At 69.9% G+C, this 17,953-nt stretch carries 23 protein-coding genes and 4 pseudogenes; 9 read left to right on the forward strand and 18 right to left on the reverse strand.

Features of this window, described 5'->3' with window-relative positions; all coding sequences use genetic code 11:
• The 3 genes from R6V09_RS10920 to R6V09_RS10930 all read right to left on the reverse strand — a co-directional run.
• The coding region (locus tag R6V09_RS10920; protein ID WP_317881171.1) for an alcohol dehydrogenase catalytic domain-containing protein at window positions 1-490 on the reverse strand (490 nt) is incomplete at its 3' end.
• A gap of 144 nt (window positions 491-634) precedes the next feature.
• Window positions 635-925: a YciI family protein gene (locus R6V09_RS10925; protein WP_317881172.1), complete on the reverse strand. Its 291-nt coding sequence runs from the start codon at window positions 923-925 to the stop codon at window positions 635-637.
• A 61-nt stretch (window positions 926-986) separates the two neighbouring features.
• Window positions 987-1,394 carry a nuclear transport factor 2 family protein gene (locus R6V09_RS10930; RefSeq protein ID WP_317881173.1) on the reverse strand — a complete coding sequence of 136 codons (408 nt, stop codon included), beginning with the start codon at window positions 1,392-1,394 and terminating at the stop codon, window positions 987-989.
• 345 nt (window positions 1,395-1,739) lie between these two features.
• On the opposite strand from R6V09_RS10930, the gene R6V09_RS10935 reads away from it, so the two are divergent.
• The 6 genes and pseudogenes from R6V09_RS10935 (at window position 1,740) to R6V09_RS10955 (ending at window position 6,746) form a co-directional block, all read left to right on the forward strand.
• Complete coding sequence (locus tag R6V09_RS10935; RefSeq protein ID WP_019064730.1) at window positions 1,740-2,042, forward strand: tautomerase family protein; 303 nt, start codon at window positions 1,740-1,742, stop codon at window positions 2,040-2,042.
• Window positions 2,043-2,106: 64 nt separating this feature from the next.
• Window positions 2,107-2,541 (forward strand): GlcG/HbpS family heme-binding protein, encoded by a 435-nt coding sequence (locus tag R6V09_RS10940; protein WP_317881174.1) that lies wholly within the window; start codon window positions 2,107-2,109, stop codon window positions 2,539-2,541.
• A gap of 55 nt (window positions 2,542-2,596) precedes the next feature.
• Window positions 2,597-3,430: an alpha/beta fold hydrolase gene (locus R6V09_RS10945; protein ID WP_317881175.1), complete on the forward strand. Its 834-nt coding sequence runs from the start codon at window positions 2,597-2,599 to the stop codon at window positions 3,428-3,430.
• 80 nt (window positions 3,431-3,510) lie between these two features.
• Window positions 3,511-3,573, forward strand: a pseudogene (locus R6V09_RS54590) (WhiB family transcriptional regulator); the annotation flags it as partial.
• Window positions 3,574-3,579: 6 nt separating this feature from the next.
• Complete coding sequence (locus R6V09_RS10950; protein ID WP_317881176.1) at window positions 3,580-3,873, forward strand: hypothetical protein; 294 nt, start codon at window positions 3,580-3,582, stop codon at window positions 3,871-3,873.
• Window positions 3,874-3,944: 71 nt separating this feature from the next.
• Window positions 3,945-6,746 (forward strand): ATP-binding protein, encoded by a 2,802-nt coding sequence (locus R6V09_RS10955; RefSeq protein WP_317881177.1) that lies wholly within the window; start codon window positions 3,945-3,947, stop codon window positions 6,744-6,746.
• A 30-nt stretch (window positions 6,747-6,776) separates the two neighbouring features.
• Here R6V09_RS10955 and R6V09_RS10960 read toward each other — a convergent pair whose 3' ends face one another.
• Window positions 6,777-7,613 carry an SDR family NAD(P)-dependent oxidoreductase gene (locus tag R6V09_RS10960; RefSeq protein WP_317881178.1) on the reverse strand — a complete coding sequence of 279 codons (837 nt, stop codon included), beginning with the start codon at window positions 7,611-7,613 and terminating at the stop codon, window positions 6,777-6,779.
• Between the two features lie 85 nt (window positions 7,614-7,698).
• On the opposite strand from R6V09_RS10960, the gene R6V09_RS10965 reads away from it, so the two are divergent.
• The gene (locus tag R6V09_RS10965; protein WP_317881179.1) at window positions 7,699-8,550 is read left to right on the forward strand and encodes a helix-turn-helix transcriptional regulator; all 852 of its coding nucleotides are present in this window, start codon (window positions 7,699-7,701) and stop codon (window positions 8,548-8,550) included.
• Here R6V09_RS10965 and R6V09_RS10970 read toward each other — a convergent pair.
• From R6V09_RS10970 to R6V09_RS10990, 5 genes are all read right to left on the reverse strand, one after another.
• Entirely contained in the window at window positions 8,538-9,014 is a 477-nt protein-coding gene (locus tag R6V09_RS10970; RefSeq protein ID WP_317881180.1) for a hypothetical protein, read from the reverse strand. The genes R6V09_RS10965 and R6V09_RS10970 overlap by 13 nt on opposite strands.
• Window positions 9,015-9,209: 195 nt before the next feature.
• Window positions 9,210-9,335, reverse strand: a complete 126-nt coding sequence (locus R6V09_RS10975; RefSeq protein WP_317881181.1) for a hypothetical protein — start codon at window positions 9,333-9,335, stop codon at window positions 9,210-9,212.
• Window positions 9,332-9,727 carry an MmcQ/YjbR family DNA-binding protein gene (locus R6V09_RS10980; RefSeq protein ID WP_317881182.1) on the reverse strand — a complete coding sequence of 132 codons (396 nt, stop codon included), beginning with the start codon at window positions 9,725-9,727 and terminating at the stop codon, window positions 9,332-9,334. Before R6V09_RS10980 ends, R6V09_RS10975 begins: the two co-directional genes overlap by 4 nt.
• An 87-nt stretch (window positions 9,728-9,814) precedes the next feature.
• Complete coding sequence (locus tag R6V09_RS10985; protein WP_317881183.1) at window positions 9,815-10,735, reverse strand: SDR family oxidoreductase; 921 nt, start codon at window positions 10,733-10,735, stop codon at window positions 9,815-9,817.
• 275 nt (window positions 10,736-11,010) lie between these two features.
• Complete coding sequence (locus tag R6V09_RS10990; protein ID WP_317881184.1) at window positions 11,011-11,490, reverse strand: MarR family winged helix-turn-helix transcriptional regulator; 480 nt, start codon at window positions 11,488-11,490, stop codon at window positions 11,011-11,013.
• 232 nt (window positions 11,491-11,722) lie between these two features.
• On the opposite strand from R6V09_RS10990, the pseudogene R6V09_RS10995 reads away from it, so the two are divergent.
• Window positions 11,723-11,824 (forward strand): annotated as a pseudogene (locus R6V09_RS10995) (IS5/IS1182 family transposase); the annotation flags it as partial.
• A 42-nt stretch (window positions 11,825-11,866) separates the two neighbouring features.
• On the opposite strand, the gene R6V09_RS11000 reads toward R6V09_RS10995, so the two are convergent.
• The 8 genes and pseudogenes from R6V09_RS11000 to R6V09_RS11035 form a co-directional block, all read right to left on the reverse strand.
• Complete coding sequence (locus R6V09_RS11000; protein WP_266563131.1) at window positions 11,867-12,286, reverse strand: hypothetical protein; 420 nt, start codon at window positions 12,284-12,286, stop codon at window positions 11,867-11,869.
• 79 nt (window positions 12,287-12,365) lie between these two features.
• A complete protein-coding gene (locus tag R6V09_RS11005; RefSeq protein ID WP_317881185.1) occupies window positions 12,366-12,512 on the reverse strand; it encodes a hypothetical protein in 147 nt (48 codons plus the stop codon).
• 35 nt (window positions 12,513-12,547) lie between these two features.
• Entirely contained in the window at window positions 12,548-12,958 is a 411-nt protein-coding gene (locus R6V09_RS11010; RefSeq protein WP_317881186.1) for a nuclear transport factor 2 family protein, read from the reverse strand.
• Between the two features lie 2 nt (window positions 12,959-12,960).
• A complete protein-coding gene (locus tag R6V09_RS11015) occupies window positions 12,961-13,767 on the reverse strand; it encodes an MBL fold metallo-hydrolase (RefSeq protein WP_317881187.1) in 807 nt (268 codons plus the stop codon).
• Between the two features lie 45 nt (window positions 13,768-13,812).
• Window positions 13,813-14,421, reverse strand: a complete 609-nt coding sequence (locus R6V09_RS11020; RefSeq protein ID WP_317881188.1) for a DsbA family protein — start codon at window positions 14,419-14,421, stop codon at window positions 13,813-13,815.
• A gap of 155 nt (window positions 14,422-14,576) precedes the next feature.
• Entirely contained in the window at window positions 14,577-15,071 is a 495-nt protein-coding gene (locus tag R6V09_RS11025; RefSeq protein WP_317881189.1) for a MarR family winged helix-turn-helix transcriptional regulator, read from the reverse strand.
• A 149-nt stretch (window positions 15,072-15,220) separates the two neighbouring features.
• Window positions 15,221-15,721 carry an NUDIX domain-containing protein gene (locus R6V09_RS11030; RefSeq protein ID WP_317881198.1) on the reverse strand — a complete coding sequence of 167 codons (501 nt, stop codon included), beginning with the start codon at window positions 15,719-15,721 and terminating at the stop codon, window positions 15,221-15,223.
• Between the two features lie 39 nt (window positions 15,722-15,760).
• Window positions 15,761-16,453, reverse strand: a pseudogene (locus R6V09_RS11035) (tetratricopeptide repeat protein); the annotation flags it as partial.
• On the opposite strand from R6V09_RS11035, the pseudogene R6V09_RS11040 reads away from it, so the two are divergent.
• Window positions 16,451-16,831 (forward strand): annotated as a pseudogene (locus R6V09_RS11040) (hypothetical protein); the annotation flags it as partial. The pseudogenes R6V09_RS11035 and R6V09_RS11040 overlap by 3 nt on opposite strands.
• A gap of 43 nt (window positions 16,832-16,874) precedes the next feature.
• Here the strand turns inward: R6V09_RS11040 and R6V09_RS11045 are convergent.
• Window positions 16,875-17,936 (reverse strand): oxygenase MpaB family protein, encoded by a 1,062-nt coding sequence (locus R6V09_RS11045; protein WP_317881190.1) that lies wholly within the window; start codon window positions 17,934-17,936, stop codon window positions 16,875-16,877.
• Window positions 17,937-17,953 lie beyond the last annotated feature (17 nt).

Raw genomic sequence — 17,953 nt, forward strand, 5'->3', positions numbered from 1 at the left:
CGATCTGCACCGCGACATGGCCGATGCCGCCCGCTCCGCCGTGCACCAGGACCTTGTGCCCGGCGCCGACCCGGGCCCGGTCCACCAGCCCCTCCCATGCGGTGACGACCGACAGCGGCAGCGCCGCGGCCTGCCGCATGGTCAGAGCGGCGGGCTTGTGGGCGAGCAGGCGTGCGTCGGCGGCGGCGTACTGAGCCAGTGATCCCTGAAGGTCACCGACACCACCGCTCAGCCCGTACACCTCGTCGCCGACGGCGAAGCCGGTCACCTGCGGCCCGACCTCCTCGACCGTGCCGGCCAGGTCCAGGCCCAGCACCGCGGGCAGGACGGCGCGGGCGTGCGCGGCCAGACCTGCACGGATCTTGGTGTCCAGGGGGTTCACGCCACTGGCGGCGATCCTGACCAGGACCTGGCCGGCGCCGGGCACCGGAGTGGCGATGTCGGCGAGTTCCAGCGGGGTGGCGAATTGTCTGAGCACGGCTGCGCGCATGGTCACTGTCTTTCGGTGGGTGCGGGTGGTGGTCGCCGTCTTGAGGGGCGGTGGAGTCGGAGGTGGGGGACGATCACTCTCCTCCCGGCGGCAAGTGCGGGGTGCCGAGCCCGGCAGATCCCGCGCACGTCGCCGCCACGGGGATCACGACTGCAGCATCCACTGGGCCTCGGCGCTCGCGCGTGAGGGGCGCCAGTCGATGACCGTGTGCGTGGCCACCTTGCCGATGCCGAACGGGTCCAGGGCCAGGATCCGGTCCAATGCCTCGCGGTCGGCCGCCCGGGCCAGGACGAGGCCCCCGGTCCTGGGGTCCTGGCGGCCCGAGGCGAGGAAGTGGCCGGCCGCGTAGTTCTCCTCCAGCCAGGCGTTGTGGGCTTCCAGGTGGCGGTCGATCTCTTCGAGCGGCGCGGTGTAGTTCAGGATCACGATGAACATGGCGTGCACTTCCGATCTTCGGACGGGGCGGTCAAGGGGGTGCGGTGGCAGGGGTCAGGGGTCAGGCGGGCTGGACCCGGGCCCAGAAGTCGTTGAACTCGACGCTGTCGAAGAACGCGACCGCGCTGACGATCCGTTGCTCACGCATCGTCAGGAACCAGGCGTAGGTGTTGTCGTAGCGCGAGCCGTCCCGCACCGTGGCGCTCGCGTCGAACAGGGCGACCACGGTGTCCCCGTCGGCGTACAGCGCCCGCACGGACGGCACCAGCGGGCTGCTCATCCGGGCGTTGAACGGGGCGATGACCGTGCTGATGAACGCCTCACGGGTGGGGTAGGTCCCGGAAGCGACGCTGTTGCCGACGATGGTCCAGTCGGCGTCCTCGGCCAGCAGGTCGAACACCCCGCCGGTGCCGGCGGCCCAGGCGTCGAACGCCTCCGCGACCAGCTGCTTGTTGGTTTTCTCGGACATGGGGTTTCTCGTCTCATAGGTGGAGGGATTCGGCGGCTGCGCCGTCCCTACCCAGGGTCGTCGCCGCCCCACGGCCGGGCATGAGTCATCCGACCTGGGTTTCACCGACCCCGGCCCACCTGGGCGGATACGGGCACCGGCCCGGTACGCGCGTCACAGGCGCACGGCACACCCGTCGCGGTGGTGCTGACGCGGGCCGCACGGCGCCGAGGTGCGGGCGGCGCCACGCAGAGACCCCGCGGAGTCAGGTCGGATGACTGGTGCGGTGCGGATGCCCCCGGGGCGACGCTTCAGTTGTTCCCGCCGCTCGGCAGGGACAACGCATCCCGACCCAAGGAGCACCCCATGCCGTTCGTCAACGTCAAGCTCGTCGACGGAGTGTTCACCACCCAGGAGAAGCACGACATGGCCGCCGCCCTCACCGAGGTCATGGTCAAGTTCGAGGGATCCGAGGCCTTCCGCGAGATCGTCTGGGTCCTCATCGAGGAACTGCACACAGACGGCTGGCACATCGGCGGCAAGCCCTTCGCCGGCCCCGCCACCCTTCTCGACACCCTCGGCCGTTCCGCCGCCACCTACCAGACCATCGACGGCCACCCCGTCACCCGCCCCGACCTCGCCAAGGCCGCCCCCTACCAGGAGAAGTGACACCACCTGGCACGACCTGAAGAGGACCCGACCCGAAGAGGACCCGACCTGAAGAGGAGCGGCCATGCCCCTCACGCAGATCTCGCCCGTCATCCTCACCCTGGACGACGCGGCCACGGCCACCGCCGCAGGCGTCCACAAGGCCACTGAGCTCGGGGTGCCGTACACCTTCACGGTCCTCGACGGCGGCGGCAACACCGTACTGGTGACCCGGATGGACGGCGCGGCGCTCGCCTCCATCGACATCTCCGGGGCCAAGGCCCGCACCGCCGTGTACTTCGGCGCCGCGACCGCGGACCTGGCCCCCGCGGTGCAGTCCGGCGCCCCGCTGTCCTCGATCCAGACCGCCACCACGCTCCCGCTGGCCTTCGTCGCCGGCGGCGTCCCGATCACCGACGCCCACGGGGTCGTCGTAGGGGCGCTGGGGGCCGGCGGCGGATCACCCGCGCAGGACCACGAGGTCGCCGTCTTCGCGGTCCAGGCCCTGCGCCGCCACTGAACCGGCACCCCTCCCCCTCCCCTCCCCTTTCCCCACCCACTCAGGAAGCGAAGCCATGCCCTACATCACCGTCGCCAAGGAAAACACCACCGACGTCGACCTGTACTACGAGGACCACGGCGAGGGCTCCCCCGTCGTACTGATCCACGGCTACCCGCTCGACGGCAAGTCCTGGGAGCTGCAGATCCCCGCGCTCCTCAAGGCCGGACACCGCGTCATCACCTACGACCGTCGGGGCTTCGGCCAGTCCAGCCAGCCCACCACCGGCTACGACTTCGACACCTTCGCCAACGACCTCGACGTACTGCTCGACGTCCTGCGGCTCAAGGACGTCGCCCTGGTCGGCTTCTCGATGGGCACCGGCGAGATCGGCCGCTACATCGGCACCCACGGCACCGACAACCTGCGCAAGGTCGCGTTCCTGGCACCCATCGAACCGTTCCTGCTGCAGACCCCCGACAACCCCACCGGCCTTCCCGCCGGCGTGTTCGACGGGATCATCTCGGCCGCGGAGAAGGACCGGTACGCCTGGTTCACCAGCTTCTTCAACGACTTCTACAACCTCGACGTGAACCTGGGCACCCGCATCAGCGAGGAGGCGGTGCGCGGCAGTTGGGTCACCGCCACGCGCATGTCCCCCTTCGCGTCCTCGGCCGTGGTGCCCAGCTGGCACACCGACATGCGCGCCGACATCGCGAAGATCGACGTGCCGGCGCTCATCCTCCAGGGAACCGCCGACCGGATCCTGCCGATCGACGCCACCGGACGGCAGTTCACCAAGGCGGTGCCCGACGCGCAGTACGTCGAGATCGACGACGCCCCTCACGGACTGCTGTGGACCCACGCGGACCAGGTCAACGCGGCGCTCGTCGACTTCCTGGCCGCCTAGCCGCCTGATCGTCACGCGGGCGGGAGCCCGGCAACTGCCGGCTCCCGCCCGCCCGACCCCTCCTTGAGGTCAGCCGGGCCTGCCCGGTCCTCGACAGGTGCGCCGCGTTCGCGCTGAGCACCCGTCAGCCGTTCGGGACCTGGGGCGGCGTGAACGCGGTCGGCCTGCCCGCTTCCCAGACCGTCGTGATGGGCGCCGAACAGCGCCCCGTCGCCGCCGCCGCGTCCATCTCCTCGGCCACGGCCTCGGCCTGGCGCACCATCCCCTCCTGGGCCCTGGTCGCCAGGCAGGACGGGGCACTGGGCGCACCGCTGGAGCGGTTCGAGGCCCGGCGCGCCCGCTCGCACACCGTCGAGATCAACAGCTCCCACGTCGCGCTGATCTCCCACCCCGGCACCGTCACCCACCTCGTCGAGGACGCCGCCAGGACCACCGCCCCCTAGAGAACAGGACGACGCGGTGCGGTGCGGCGTCGAATAGAGTCGAGACGGACAGGGGAAAGAGGCGCCTCCTCATGAGCGCAGAGCACCTGGGCACCGAAGGCGAGGGCGTCGCGACCGGCCTGACCGGCCGGTCCAGCGAACTGGACCTGATCAGGGCAGTGATCGACGACACCGCCCGGCTCGGCGGCTCGCTGACCCTGTTCGGTGATCCCGGTGTGGGAAAGTCCGCCCTGCTCGACGCCGCCGCCGATCTCGCCCGCGCCAGGGGCATGAGGACGCTGCGGGCCGCCGGCGCCCAGTTCGAGGCCAACATCGCGTTCGCCGGCCTCAACCAGCTGCTGATGCCGCTGGTCCCGCTGTTCGCGGAACTCGACCCGGACCACGAGAGCGCCCTGCGGGTGGCACTGGGCTTCGGCGAGGGCGCGACCCCCTCGCGCATCCTCATCTCGACCGCGGCCCTGTCACTGCTCCTGCTCGCCGCCCGGGAACAGCCGCTGGTCGCCGTCATCGACGACGTCCAGTGGCTCGACGACGCCAGCGCCGACGTCCTGTCCTTCGTGGCCCGGCGGGTCGCCGGAACCCGGGTGCGCATGCTCTCGACGGTCCGCACGACCGGAGAGCCCCTGCGCGTTCGCGGCGACGTCAACAGCCTCACCATGCGTTCCCTGGACGACTCGGAGTCCGAAGCCCTCCTGCTCGCCCGCTGTCCGGAGCTGGCCGAGCACGTGCGCCGGCGCATCGTCGCCGAGGCCCAGGGGAACCCGCTCGCCCTTGTCGAACTGCCGGCGACGCTGGCCTCGGACCGGTATCCCACGGCGGACACGATTCCCACCGTGCTGCCGCTGACCGAGCGGCTCACCCGGATGTTCACCGCCCGGATCGCCACGCTCGCGCCGGAGACCCTGGACCTGCTCCTGCTGCTCGCCCTGGACGGTTCGGGCCAGGCGCTGTCCGCCGAGAGCGTGGTGGGACCCGATGCCGCCACCCAGCTGGAGATCGCCGAACGTGAGCGCATCATCGTCGTCGACAGCCGCAACTCCGTCGTGTTCCGCCATCCGCTGGTGCGCTCCGCCGTCGTAGAACTGGCCCGGCCCGAACAACGGCGCAGGGCCCACCGGGCACTCGCCGGCTGCCGGCGCGCCGATCCGGGACGCCGCGCCTGGCACCTCGCGGACGCGTCCTTCGGCCCCGACGAGGAGGTGGCCACCCTCCTTCAGCACGAGTCGATCCGGGCGCTCAAACGCGGAGACCCGTCCGCGGCGGTGGCGGCGATGACACGGTCGGCCGACCTGAGCCCGGATGCCGAACACCGGTCGCAGCGCCTGGCCGGGGCCGCGTACTTCGCGGCCGAGGTGATGGGAGACCTCCAGTCGGTCTCGCAGCTGCTCACCGACGCGCGCCGCCTGGACGCCGACGTCGGCTCGCTGGCGACCGCCTCGGCCGCGGCCTCGCTCATGCTGTATTCCGACGCGGACGTCGTCTCGGCCTTCCGGGTGCTCACCACCGCTCTGCGGGCCCCCGGAACGGAGCCGACCGCGGAGGAGATCAACGCCGCGATCTGGGTCCTCTCGGTGATCGCCTCGCTCAACGGGCGCAAGGAGATGTGGGACCCCTACCTCGAACTGGTCGACAGGTACCGCGACTTGCTGCCAGAAGGCCTGCTCGTCCGCTCCGAGGTCGTGTCCAATCCGGCCCTCGTCTCCCCCGAGGCACTGCGCACCCTGGACCAGGAGATCGCGGCCCTGACGACCGAGCTCGACCCCGGCCAGATCATCCGCGTCGGCTATGTCGCCAACGACGTCGACCGCCTCGCCGACCTGCGAGAACCTCTCCTCCGCGTCTGGCAGGACGCCGCCCGCACGGGGGCCGTCGCCTCCGTCACCAACGCGCTCATGCTGCTGTGCGCGGAGAGCTACCTCGCCGGCCGATGGGACGACACCCAGCGCTTCGCGGAGGAGGGACTGGAACGCGCCGAGTCCTACGGATACGTCAACTTCGTCTGGTTCCTCCACTACAGCAAGGCTCTCGCCGCAGCCGCGCTGGGGCAGCAGGACGAGGCGGAGGAACCCCTGGAGGCAATGCTGTCCTGGTCGATCCCGCGCCAGGCCCTCATCGTGCCGCAGCACGTGTACCGCGTACGAACCCTCGCGGCGATCGGCCGCGGCGACTTCGAGACGGCGTACGCGGAGGCGACCAAGATCAGCCCACACGGACTGGAACCAGGCACCGCCCAACAACTCCAACTCTTCGTCGCCTACGACCTCGTAGAGGCAGCCGTCCGAACCGGCCGCACCGAACAGGCCCGCGGGTTCGTCGAAGCGATGCTGCGGATGGACATCACGAAGATCTCCTCCCGCTGGGCACTGCTCGTGGCGGCGGCACAGGCGCTGGTGTCCGAGGGAGAGGCGGCGAACGCCCACTTCGAGCGGGCCCTCGCAGCGGCGCCCGAAAACCTGTGGCCCTTCGAACGCGGACGCGTCCTGCTGGCCTACGGCGAACACCTGCGCCGGGAACGGGCCACCGTCGAATCACGCATCCACATCAACGCCGCACTGACGATCTTCGACCGGCTACGCGCCGCACCATGGGCGGAGCGCGCCCGAACCGAACTGGGCGCGACCGGCGTATCCCGACGCCAGACCGGCTCGACGGACACCCGACTCACTCCCCAGGAGCTGCAGATAGCCACGCTCGCGGCCTCGGGCCTGACGAACAAGGCGATCGGCGAACGGCTCCACCTGTCCGCCCGCACGGTCAGCGGACACCTCTACAACGTGTTCCCGAAACTCGGCATCACCGCCCGCGCCGCCCTGCGCGACGCACTCACCACGCTCACGAAACCGGAGAACCTACCCCCGGGCCCGGCAGCGTGAAGGAGCGGCCCGGAGCCCGGGCGCTCCTTTTCAGGCGCCGGCGCCGCCGTCGACCGGGACGATCGCGCCGGTCACGTACGAGGCGCGGTCGCTGAGCAGCCACGCAGCCGCCTCGGCGACCTCGCGGGGCTCGGCCATGCGGCCGAGCGGTGTCGCCGCGGTACTGGCCTCGATGATGCCGGGAGTCGCGGCCTCCCACTCCTCCATCATCTCCGTGGCCGTGCCGCCGGGAGTGATGCCGTTCACCCGGATGCCCTCCGGGGCCCAGGTCACCGCAGCGGTCTCCGTGAGGCTGTTGAGCGCGCGCTTCATGGCGCCGTACGCGGGCAGGGGCGGTACCGCGCGGCGGCTGCCGATGCTGGAGGTGTTGACGATCGCCCCGCCACCGTTGTGCCGCATGAGTGCGGCCTCGGCGTTCATGGCGGTCCAGTGCGAGCGGAAGTTCACCGCGAACTGCCCGTCGATGTCCGCGTCGCTCGTGGTGTCGAGCGGGCCGGGCTGCTGCTGGACGATCGCGCCGTTGTTGAAGGCGCCGTCGAGCCGTCCGTGCAGTTCCTCGACGCGGTCGACGGCGGCACGGATGCTCGCGGGGTCGGCGAGGTCCAGGGTGACGGCGTCGGCGACGTGGCCGTCGGCGCGCAGCTCCTTCACGATGCGGTCCAGGGCGTCGGTGCTGCGGGCGGCGAGCACGACGGCGGCGCCCTCGGAGGCGAAGAGCCGGGCCGCGGCCGCCCCGATGCCGCGGCTGGCGCCGGTGATGAAGATGACCTTGCCGGCGAGCAGGCCGATGGGTGCGCTGTCGGTGGTGTCCGTGTTGTTCGTGCCGTTCGTGTCGTTGTTGTTCGTGCCGTTCGTGTCGTTCGTCATGGCAACAGCGTCCGGCCGGCTGCCGGCCGGATACAGGCACAGGCTGTACCAGGGTCCGCCGCCGGGCGGCGCACACACTGGGTGTATGGACAAACAGGAACTCGGGGCGTTCCTCCGCAGCCGCCGCGAGCGGCTCCGCCCGCAGGACGTCGCCCTCCCCTCCGGCCCGCGACGCCGCACACCAGGGCTTCGCCGCGAGGAAGTGGCGGTCCTGGCGCACATCTCCACGGAGTACTACATCCGGCTTGAGCAGGGCAGGGCGCCACGCCCCTCGGCCGACGTCCTGGCCGCGATCGCGGGAGCGCTGCGGCTCACCGACGCGGAGTCCGACCACCTCCACGTCCTCGCGGGCACCGCGCCGAACCGCACCGGACTGCACCGGCGCGACGTCCGCCCCAGCATCCTCGCGCTCCTTCAGCGGCTGCCGCAGACGGCCGGCTTCGTGATGTCCGCCGCGTGCGAGGTCCTCGCCTGGAACGACCTCGCCGCCGCGCTCATGGAGGACTTCGCCCCGCTCGCCCCCAAGGACCGCAACCTCGCGCGCCGGGCCTTCCCCGGGCCGCGGCCCGCCGATGCGACGCTCTACGGGATCTCCGACGCCGCCGACTTCCGGCTGGGCGTCGTGATGCAGCTCCACGCCACCCTCGCCCGCTACCCCACCGACCCCGCGGTGACCGGCCTCGTCGACGAACTCCGCCATACCAGCCCCGACTTCGCCCGGCTCTGGGAACGACACGACGTACAGGCCGCCCCGACGCTCACCAAGACCTTCCGCCACCCGGCCGTCGGCGAGGTCACCGTCGACTGCGACACCCTCACCCTCACCGACCGCGACCAGTACCTCGTGCTCTTCAGCGCGCCGCCGGGATCCCCCGGCGCCGAAGCCCTCGCTCTGCTGAACGTCCTGGGAACAGAGGCCAGTCACTACCCGCGGTAGCGCCACAGCCGGCCGCCGCGAGCACCAACGCCGGCAGGGATGCCTGCCGATCCGGTCGGCCGCCGCCTGCTCATCCAGGTGACGATCTCCTGTCGGCACTCCGGCACCCACGGAGCACGCTCCGCGGGTGCCGAAGGCTGTCTGCCCCGAGCGGCCGGCCCAGCCCGCCCAGCCCGCCCGGACGCCCCACACAGACCAAAGGGGCCCCAGGAGAGTTGAGCATTCTCCTTCACCGATCCCGGCTCCGGCTCGATCTTCCTGCGGCCGGGCATGTGGTTGAAGAGCAGATTCAGCAGGAACGCGACGAGGGCCGCACTGGTGACGGCGCTGCCGCAGATGAGCTGCAACCAGGTCGGGAAGGCGTGGTAGATCGTCAGGGCCGCGACGGGGAGCATGCCGACGCCGATGGACACGGCGACGATCAGCAGGGTGTTGATGCCGACGGCAGAGACAGCGGCGAACATGACCAGTCCGGCCGCGCCGATCGCGGTCCCGGCGGGGGGGCGACTACGGCGGTCAGGTCGGTCTTGTACGCCTTGCGCTCACCCACCGCCCCAGCGCACCACGGCCGAGTTCGCAGACGAGCCGAAACCCGCCGGCCCCGCACCGACGACCGACCGTAGATCGGAAAGACTCAAAGACTCACTGTTTCGCCCTGATCAGAGTTCGAGGCCAAAGAGCGCTGCCGCGTTGGCGGAGGAGAACCTCTGTCGGTCCTCGTCGGAAGTGAAGTGTCCGAGGAAGGAGTTGATCTCGTCCTGGAGGCGGTAACCGGCCGCGCTCACCGGCCCGCCCGAGTGCTGGTGCCGTAGGTGTGCGGGTCGACGGGCTGCTCGGCCTTGGGCAGGTGGGAGACGACGAGCAGATAGGAGTCGGTGACGAGTTCCTTGACAAGCTCGTTGTCGACGCCTGTCCCGCCCTCCAGCGTGATCCAGTGCCTCTTGTTCATGTGGTAGCCGGGGGTGATGTGGCTGTTGTGTTCCCGGAGAGCCTGGGCCTCGTCAGGGTCCGCCTTGAGGATCACGACGGGGCGTCCGGGGACCTCGGTCATCAGCATGAACACCTTGCCGCGTACCTTGAAGACCTCCCAGTCCGGGCCGAAGGGATGCTCCAGCTGGGCTGCGGGAAGTTCCTGCGCGCACTCGGCGGCGAACGTCTGCAGGGTCGATCCGTTCATGAGTGTCTCCGTTCTCGGGTCCAAGAGGGACGGGCCCGAGGCGTCCTGGTCAGGCCGCCGGACGGCAAGGGGCGGGACGCGGGCCTGTCACCTGTGCTGTGCGGTGCGCAGCTCGTCGGTGAACCGGGCGAGGATGTCCTCGGCCGTGGGGACGGGGCCGAACAGCTGCTCCTGGCGGCGGGAGTCGGCGACGTAGCGTCCGGCGTCGAACCAGCCGAACATCGCGGCCATGTCCTTGACCACCGGGTTGAAGCGGCCGACGACGGCTCCCGCGGCGCGGACGACGACGGAGGGGACGGCCCACACCTTGATCTTCCTTCCGGCCCGGTGGCCCATCAGGTCGGCCACCTCGCGCATGCTGACCGGACGGTCCCAGCCGATGTCGATGCGCTCACCGGCCTTGGCGTCGGCGTCGACCGCGGCTGCCAGGTAGGCCGCGAGATCGGAGGTGCGTACGAAGGTCAGCGGGACGGTGGCCTTGGACATCCAGATCAGGCGGCCCTTGTCGAGCGGGTTGCCCGCCATGGTCGCGACCTGGTCGAGGAACGCCCCCGGGCGCAGGGCGACGAACGGGACGCCGAGCTGTTCGAGCTTGTCCTCGGCGAGCTTCTTGTGCCAGAAGTGCGGGACTTGGGGTGTCTGGTCGCTGGTGAGGATGCTGGTCAGGACGAACCGCCGGATGCCGGTGCGGTGGGCGGCCTCGGCGAGGTTGGCGTTGCCGATGGTGTCGATGTCGTTGGCGTTCTTGCCGCCGCGGGTGTAGCCGGCGGCGGTGGTGATGACGGCGTCGGCGCCGTTCATGGCGGCGACGAGCGAGTCGAGGTCGAGCATGTCGCCGCGGGCGATCTGAACGCCCCGGCTTTCGAGCCGGCCGGCGTCGGTAGTCGGCCTCACCAGGGCGCGGACGGTCTTGCCGCGTGCCAGGAGTTCGTCGACGACCTTGCTCCCCAGGGAGCCGGTCGCCCCGACGACGAGGACAGGGAGGGCGGTTGAGTCGGTGGCAGGCATGGGAGTCTCACTTTCCATCAGGCTGGTGGGCCGTGGCTGCAGGCATAGGGGCCTGCTTGCCGGGCGGGGCTAAGGGAGGCGGGCCGTGGTGGCGCATCCGTAGCGCGCCTCGCCGCCGCGTGCCGCGTGCCGCGTCCGGAACAGCCGGTACGGGGTGGGCGATATGGCCTGACTGGAGGTGGTCGCGTCGCATGCGGGACGGTGTGCACCCCAGTCCGCGTGCCTCTTTTTCACGTGTGGTGCGCGTAGGCGGGCATGGGGTGTACGCCGGGGAGTCAGGTGGACTCTTCCTCGGGCAGCGCGCGGTTGCTGATCGCCTCGGTGATGGCGTTGGCGATCTCGACGAAGGACTCCGCCTGCTGCTCCGACAGATTCCGGGCGGTGGTCTCCTCCAGGGTCTGCCACAGGGCCGTGATGGGCTCGCGCATCGCCCGGCCCTTGTCGGTGAGGTGGACCACCATGACGCGCCGGTCATGTACGGCCGGCTCGCGGATGAGCAGGCCGGCGTCCTGCATGCGGCGCAGCGCCTTGGAGATGGTCGAGTGGTCCACGCCGAGGCATTCGAGCAGCTCGGACTGGGACTGGCCGTCCCGGTCGAAGAGGTGCATCAGCACAAGTTCCTGTCCGAGATGCAGGTCCATCTCGCGCAGCAGGGCGGCGGCGTAGGCGCGGTGGGAGCGGGCAAGTTGGAAGATCGCGTAGCTCATCGGTCCTGCGTCGGCCGTCGTGGGGATGCGGGGTTCGGGGGTGGGCATGTTTCGCTTCCTCAGCCGGTGTGGGTGGGGTAGTCGGTGCAGTCGGCCACTCCGCCGCCTGGGGAGGCGGTGGGCGGGCGTGCTCAGTCGACGGTCAGGACGAGCTTGCCCCGCACGTGCCCGGCGACGCTGGCCTGCTGGTCGAGCGGATAAGTCGGGTAAGCACTGACGGTGGTGACGAGCTTGCCGGCTCTGGGAGCTTGCGACTGGGGCCGCTCACTGCGCGGGGAGTCGGACGATCGCCTGGCTGCACGGCTTGCGCCGGCTGCGGATCCGCTGGGAACGACGCGACGACATCCACGAAGCCTTCCTCGGCTTCGCCGCCTGCCTCATCACTCACGCCGCGTCCAACGCCCAGCTCCGTGAGACGGCTTTGTCAGGACTTCTTGAGCCAGCGTTGCAGCGCCTCGGGCACGTTCGTCGGATGCGAGCTGAAGCTCAACCGGATGTCGGGCTGGAGGTCGATGAGCACGTTGACGATCCGTTCGAACAGGACGGTGTACTCCGGGACATTCTTGATGCCGCCGCCGATGAGCACCACCCCGAACGAGCGCCCGTCGAACAGTCGGCGCAGCTCGGCCTCAGCCTCGTCGGGGTCAAGGCTGACATAGCCCTCCTCGCCGTCGATGCCTGTGGCCCTCAGCGCAGCCCAGTTGCGCTTTCTCATGGCGACCAGTTCTTCGAGCGTCGTAACCCCCGGCGGGAAATCGTCCGGCGAAAGCGCATCAGGGGTGATGCCGAGGGTCAGCACGCGTTGATTGATCGGAGGCTTCACTTGAGAGTTCTCGTGGGACATGGGGTTTCCTCAGTTCGGTGGGGGAGGTTACAGAGAAAGTGTGGCTAGCCACATGATTAACGTAGCAGCAATCGTGTGGCTAGCCAAGTATTCGCGGATGCAAGGGTGGATCGATGGCCATGCCTCGGTCGCCGAGATGCGCGGCGGCGGCCTGCTCCGGCTGGTAGTCGTTGAGCGCCTGCTCGTAAAACGCGATGACGAGCGCCTTGTTGTCGGCAGCGGACACGAGTTTCCCCTGCTCCCTGGGTGCTGGGGCGTGCGTCAGACGGCCATGGCGTCGCGGACGAGCGCGGTGTCGACGAACTGCTCGAAGCGCACGATGTGTCCGCCGCGTACGACGAAGTGGTGGGCGACGCGGACGGCGATCGGCTTCCCGGTGGCCTTGTTGGTCGCGGTGTAGCGGGCGAGGACGACGACGTTCTCACCGTCGACGACGTAGGTGTCGTCATGGGCGGTCCAGCCGTCCCAGTCCTGGCCGAGCTTCTCCATCACGCCCGCGGTAACGCCATCGGGGGTCCGGTACGTGCCGGCGAGGGGGAAGCCGGCCATCTCCGTCCACTCCACGTCAGGAGCGAGGGTGGCCCGAAGCGCCTCCAGGTCACCTGCCGCAGAGGCGAGGTACTGGCGGCGCACGACATCGGCGGGGGCGGTGGAGGTCGTGAACTCGGCCATGGTCAGCCCCACTTCATCTCGCCCTTGGCGACCTTCGCGCCGATCTGGGCGGCGATCAGCATGCCGTTGTCGGGGTAGCGCTTGACTAGCGCCTCGGTCAGCGCGGCGCCGTCGGCCGCCTGGCCGAGCTCCTCCTCGAAAGCGAGCAGGTACTCGCGGGTCGCGGTGATCGCGGACGCGTCCCCCGCCGTACCGGGCAGACGGTGGCCCGGCACGACCAACTCCGGCTGCAGCGCGGCCATTTCATCCAGCAGGCCGATCCACGCGGCACGGTCGCCGGGGGTGGGGGTGTCGGCGACCCAGACGTGTTCCTGCTGGAACAGCAGGACACCGCCGAGCAGGGCACGCTGCTCGGCCTGCCACAGGTAGTGGCGGTCGGGCAGCGCGTCCGGGCCGCCCTTGAGCTCGAAGCGGTGACCCTCCAGGGTGAGGTCACCGGTCAGCGGGGTCAGGTCGACCAGCCGGGTGGGCAGGTTCGGGCCGAGGGCGGCCCATGCCTTGAGCTTGCCCTCGTAGGACTGCTGGATGTGCTCGATGACGAGCGGGGTGGCCACGAAGGCCGCGTCGGGGAAGGCGTCGGCGATCACCTCGGCGCCGAAGTAGAAGTCGGGGTCGGCGTGGCTGACGAAGACGGTGGTCAGCTTCTTGCCGGAGTCGAGGATCTCGGCGGCGAGGCGGTGGCCGTCGGCGCGGGTGAAGGCGGCGTCGACCAGGAGGGCCTCGTGCTCGCCGGTGACGAGGGTGGCGGTCTTGTTCTTGCTGCCGGCCGGGAAGTCGAGGTCGAGGACCTTGAAGGAGAGGGTGCTCATGCGGGGGCTCCTTTACGCAAGGGATGGGGTGGGGGCAGGGGAAGGTCAGTGGGCGGCGAAGCGTGCGTCGACCTCGTCGGCGGTGGCTTGGCCGTAGGCCAGCGGGGTGACGGAGTCGCCGTCGACGGCCAGCAGCGTGGGGAACCCGGTAACGCCGAGCTGGACCGCGCGGCGGAAGTCGGCGTGGGCCGCGGTCTGTGCGCCGGGTGCTTCGAAGGCGGTAACGACGGCATCCGCGTCGAGCCCGGCGGCCTGGGCGACCTTCCGGTAGGTGGCCACCTCGGACAGGCTGCGTCCGTCGACATAGAAGGCGGCCTGCAGGGCCGCGGCCAGCTCCGCCGCGCGGTCGGGGGCGGCCTGGCGCAGGGCGGCGACGCCGCAGGCGGCGGCCTCGGAGTCCATCACGAACGAGCCGTCGGCGATCAGCCGCTCGTAGGCTGCGCCGAACTCGGCGCCGGTCAGCTCGGCGATCTTGGCGTTCGCGCCCTGGACGTAGCCGAACTGGCGGATGGGCACCTGCCGCGATCCGGTGAACAGGCCGCCGGAGACGACCTCGACCGGCAGTTCGGGGTGCCGGGCGGCGACCTCGCTCAGTGTTCCGGAGAACCCGTGCGACCAGCCGCAGTAGGCGTCGAAGACGTAGACGAGCTTCATCGAAGACCTCGGCAGGGATGTGCGCCCGCGGGTTGCGAGCGATTCACCTGACAGAACAGTAACTGACGCGTCAGATATTTCAAGGTTCGTGTGAGGTGGGGCACATGGGTGTGGCTGACCACGTCATTGCACCAGCGTGGCCGCTGGTCCGCAGGTCAGGGCAGCCGGGGCAACAGGTCCCGGGCCGTGTGGCTGAGAATGCGGAGATCCTCCGCGAACCGCTTCCGATCCGCCTCGGGCAGCGGGTCCACGAGGTACCGCTTGATGTTCTCCAGGTGAACCCGGGACGCGCGTACGACCGTCTCCTCGCCCAGCGGCGTCAGCCGCACCAGCTTTCCGCGCCGGTCGTCGGGGGAATCCGCGCGCGTCACGAAACCCGCCGCCTGCATGCGATCCACCAGCCGGGTGGCACCGCCCGTGGTCAGAACCTGCTCCTGGGCGATGGCCCGCATCGAAAGCCCCGGCTCGCCCGCACGCCCGAGGATCAGCAGCACCTCGAAGACCAGATGACTGATGCCGCACTCCACCTCCAGCGCCCGGCCGAGGATGTACTCCAGCCGGTTCGCCGCCCCCTGCAGTCGCCCGAACGCCAGGATGAGTTCGTGGTCGGCGGCCTCCTTGGCCGTCCTGATCTCAGCTTCCTCACCCACGGCAGCGCCGCCCCTCTCGTCGTCCGGGTGCCACCGTACCGATCACGTGGGGACAGGCAGAGCAGCCGAGTCTGCTGGACCGGTCGCACGACCGCAGCCCCACCCATTCCCACGGCGCCATACCGCTCCTGGGAGAAGCTTCGGTGTTTCTATTGCCAGCCGTCGAGGGAGACTTCCGGACCTCCGGCGAGGTAGCGGTGCAGGGCGCTGGCAGTGGTGTCCACGAACTCCTCGGGGATGGCGTCCACGTCGACCCAGCAGACCTGGGCGTGCTTGCGCGGTTCCCGGTTCTCGGGTTCGCCGGTCCATTCGTTGGCGGCGAAGACGACGGTGAGGAAACCGTTGGGGGCTTCGACGCCGAAAGCGCTGTGGATGATGTGGGCGACCTTCAGGGAGTCCGGCTTCACTGTCAGGCCAGTCTCCTCGTACAGCTCGCGTACGGCAGTTTCGGTGACGGGCTCGCCGGGTTCGCTCTTGCCAACGGGAAGATCCCACATCCCCTGGGCGAACTTGGCGTTCTGGCTCCGTTGGAGAAGGACGACGCGGTTGGTGGCCTTGTCGTGGACGATGACGGCGGCGACGAGCAGGGTCATGGATTCGAGGGCGGGCGGTAGGGCTTGGGGCTGGTCGTCGGTTGTCCGCTGAGCCACGGCTGGTGTCCCTTCGTCGGCCGGTTGGTGGGCAGCTTGGGCCAGTGATTCGCGTGCACGGCGGGCGAGTTCGGAGGCTCCGGGCACTTTGCGGCGCTGGTAGATGGAGAGGGTGGAGCGGAGCGAGGTGATGGCCTTGCGGGTGCGGTCGGAGGTCATGCCCTCCATGAGAATCAGTGCCTGCGCCCAAGCGGCAACAGCCTCATCGGCACGGGCCTGGGCGGCAAGGCTGTCGCCGAGGTCGGCGTAGGTAAGGGCGTGGACGCGCTTGTATTTCTCGGGGTCCCAGCGGATCAGGGCGTCTCGGTGCTGTTGCTCGGTGCCGATGTGGTGGGCGAGGTCGGTGAGGGTGCGGGCGGTGTGGCTGGCGACGGTGCCGGCGGCGGGGCCACTGACGCGGGAGTAACTCGGCTGAGGAACGTCGTCACGCAGGAGGGCGTCTTCGGCGGCGAGCAGGGCACGGGCCGCTGCGGACCTCTCACCGACGGCCGCGAAGGCACGGGCGTGGGTGATGTGGAGGAGCGCTTCGGTCTGGCCGTCGACGTGGCCCAGGCCGCGAGTGAGCGCGCCTTCGACGAGGTCGACGCAGTGGTGGGGCTGCTTGAGGCTGAGTGCCTGGTGGGCGAGAGCCCGCATCATCCAGGCGGCGTGACCGTGCGGGTCGGCTTCCCAGGCGAGCTGATAGCCGACCTGGTAGTAACGCTGGGCAGCGCCCTCCTGGCCGAGGTCGTGGCCCCCGTCTGGTGCACCAGTTGGCGCCACGACGCCACCACCCTGATCGGCCCACTCCTCGGACTCCCGCCCCTGCCGTACGTCGACCTCCCGCACCCTCAGATCACCACCAGCCACCCCAACGGGTACCTGTGGAAACGCGACCACATCGACACCTGGCTCGGCGACGCCCCAGCCATCTGGATCGACGACGACTTCACCAACCTCGACCACGAATGGGCGGCGGAGCGCGGCGCCCGGGGCCAGGCGACCACCCTTGTTCAGCCTGACCCCCACATCGGGCTCCTGGGCGAGCACCTGGTCGAAATCCTGGCGTGGGCAGCGCAGTTGCCCACCGCACAGGCCGGTGCCACAGACGCTCCAGCCGAAGCCGCGTAGCGGAGACAGATCGCAGGAAGGGCTCGTGGCCACAAGGGCCTGGCTATGAGAGCGGCCCCAGGATCTGCTGGGACTCGATAAGACCCTGTTCGCTGGGGGCCTCACCGTCGCCGAAGACACGTGCGGCTTGCCTGGCCCGAAGTTCGAGATGTGCTTCCGCAGGCTTGGCGTAGCCGTGGCGGGAGCGGGCTTCCGCGGGGGTCAGTACCTCTTCGTTGCGGGGAGGAACGCCTAGCTTGATCGGCGCGATCACCGCGACCGTGGAGGGGGAGATCCTTCCCAGCAGGCGCAGTTCAACCCTGGGGTTGAGGTGGGCGAGCGAGAAGGCCGCCTTAATGACGGGCACGATGAGGATGTCGAGGAGGCGTGGCTGCCGGATCCCTGCCATCTCCCGCATCCAGTGCGGCATGGTGGCAATCGTGGCGATCCGCTGCGCCTTCGCGACGGCCATGCTCGCCGGCTTCGCCCAGCCTGGCACCGGCGGCAGTACGAGCTCGGTCTTGAGCAGGTGGTTCATGGCCTGGCGGGCGATCGGGCTGGCGGACAGCTGGGGGCGCATCCGTTCGAAGTACGCCCGGACGCCGTCACGGTCACGCGGGATGTCGTCAGGGGAGCACGTCTGCAGTTCGGCAGCGACCGCGCACGCCTCCCAGTACTCCTTCTCCTCCGCCGGGGTCAGCTTCCCTGGCCCGTACTTCTCGTACGCGTAGAGGATCGAGTGCCAGCCGGTGAGCTGGATCCACAACTGTGAGGCGGGGTCGTTGGCATCGTAGGTCCCGCCGCCGTACGGCAGTTGGCCGATCGCCTTGGAATGGACCTTGACCAGGACGTCCGCGGCCTTGCACACCTCCCGCGAACCGGCGAAGGCGACCATCGCGAAGTAACGCAGAGTCCGGTCGTAGCGCGTGCGGGAGCGCTGGTAGATGCCCTGGGTCGCATCGACGGCGGCCACCAGAGGCGGGTCGAGCTCCTCCACCACCACGGATCGCTGGAAACCTACGGTCGGCGCTGTCGGATAGCTCCAGACCTTCCACACCACCGAGCCCGGGCCGAAGAAGCCGTAATCCTCGTGCGGTTCGACCTCGCTGCGCTTAAGCCTCGCCATTGAGCCGCTCCCTGCGC

It is taken from the genome of Streptomyces sp. W16 (assembly GCF_033194735.1).
Taxonomy (GTDB): Bacteria; Actinomycetota; Actinomycetes; order Streptomycetales; family Streptomycetaceae; genus Streptomyces.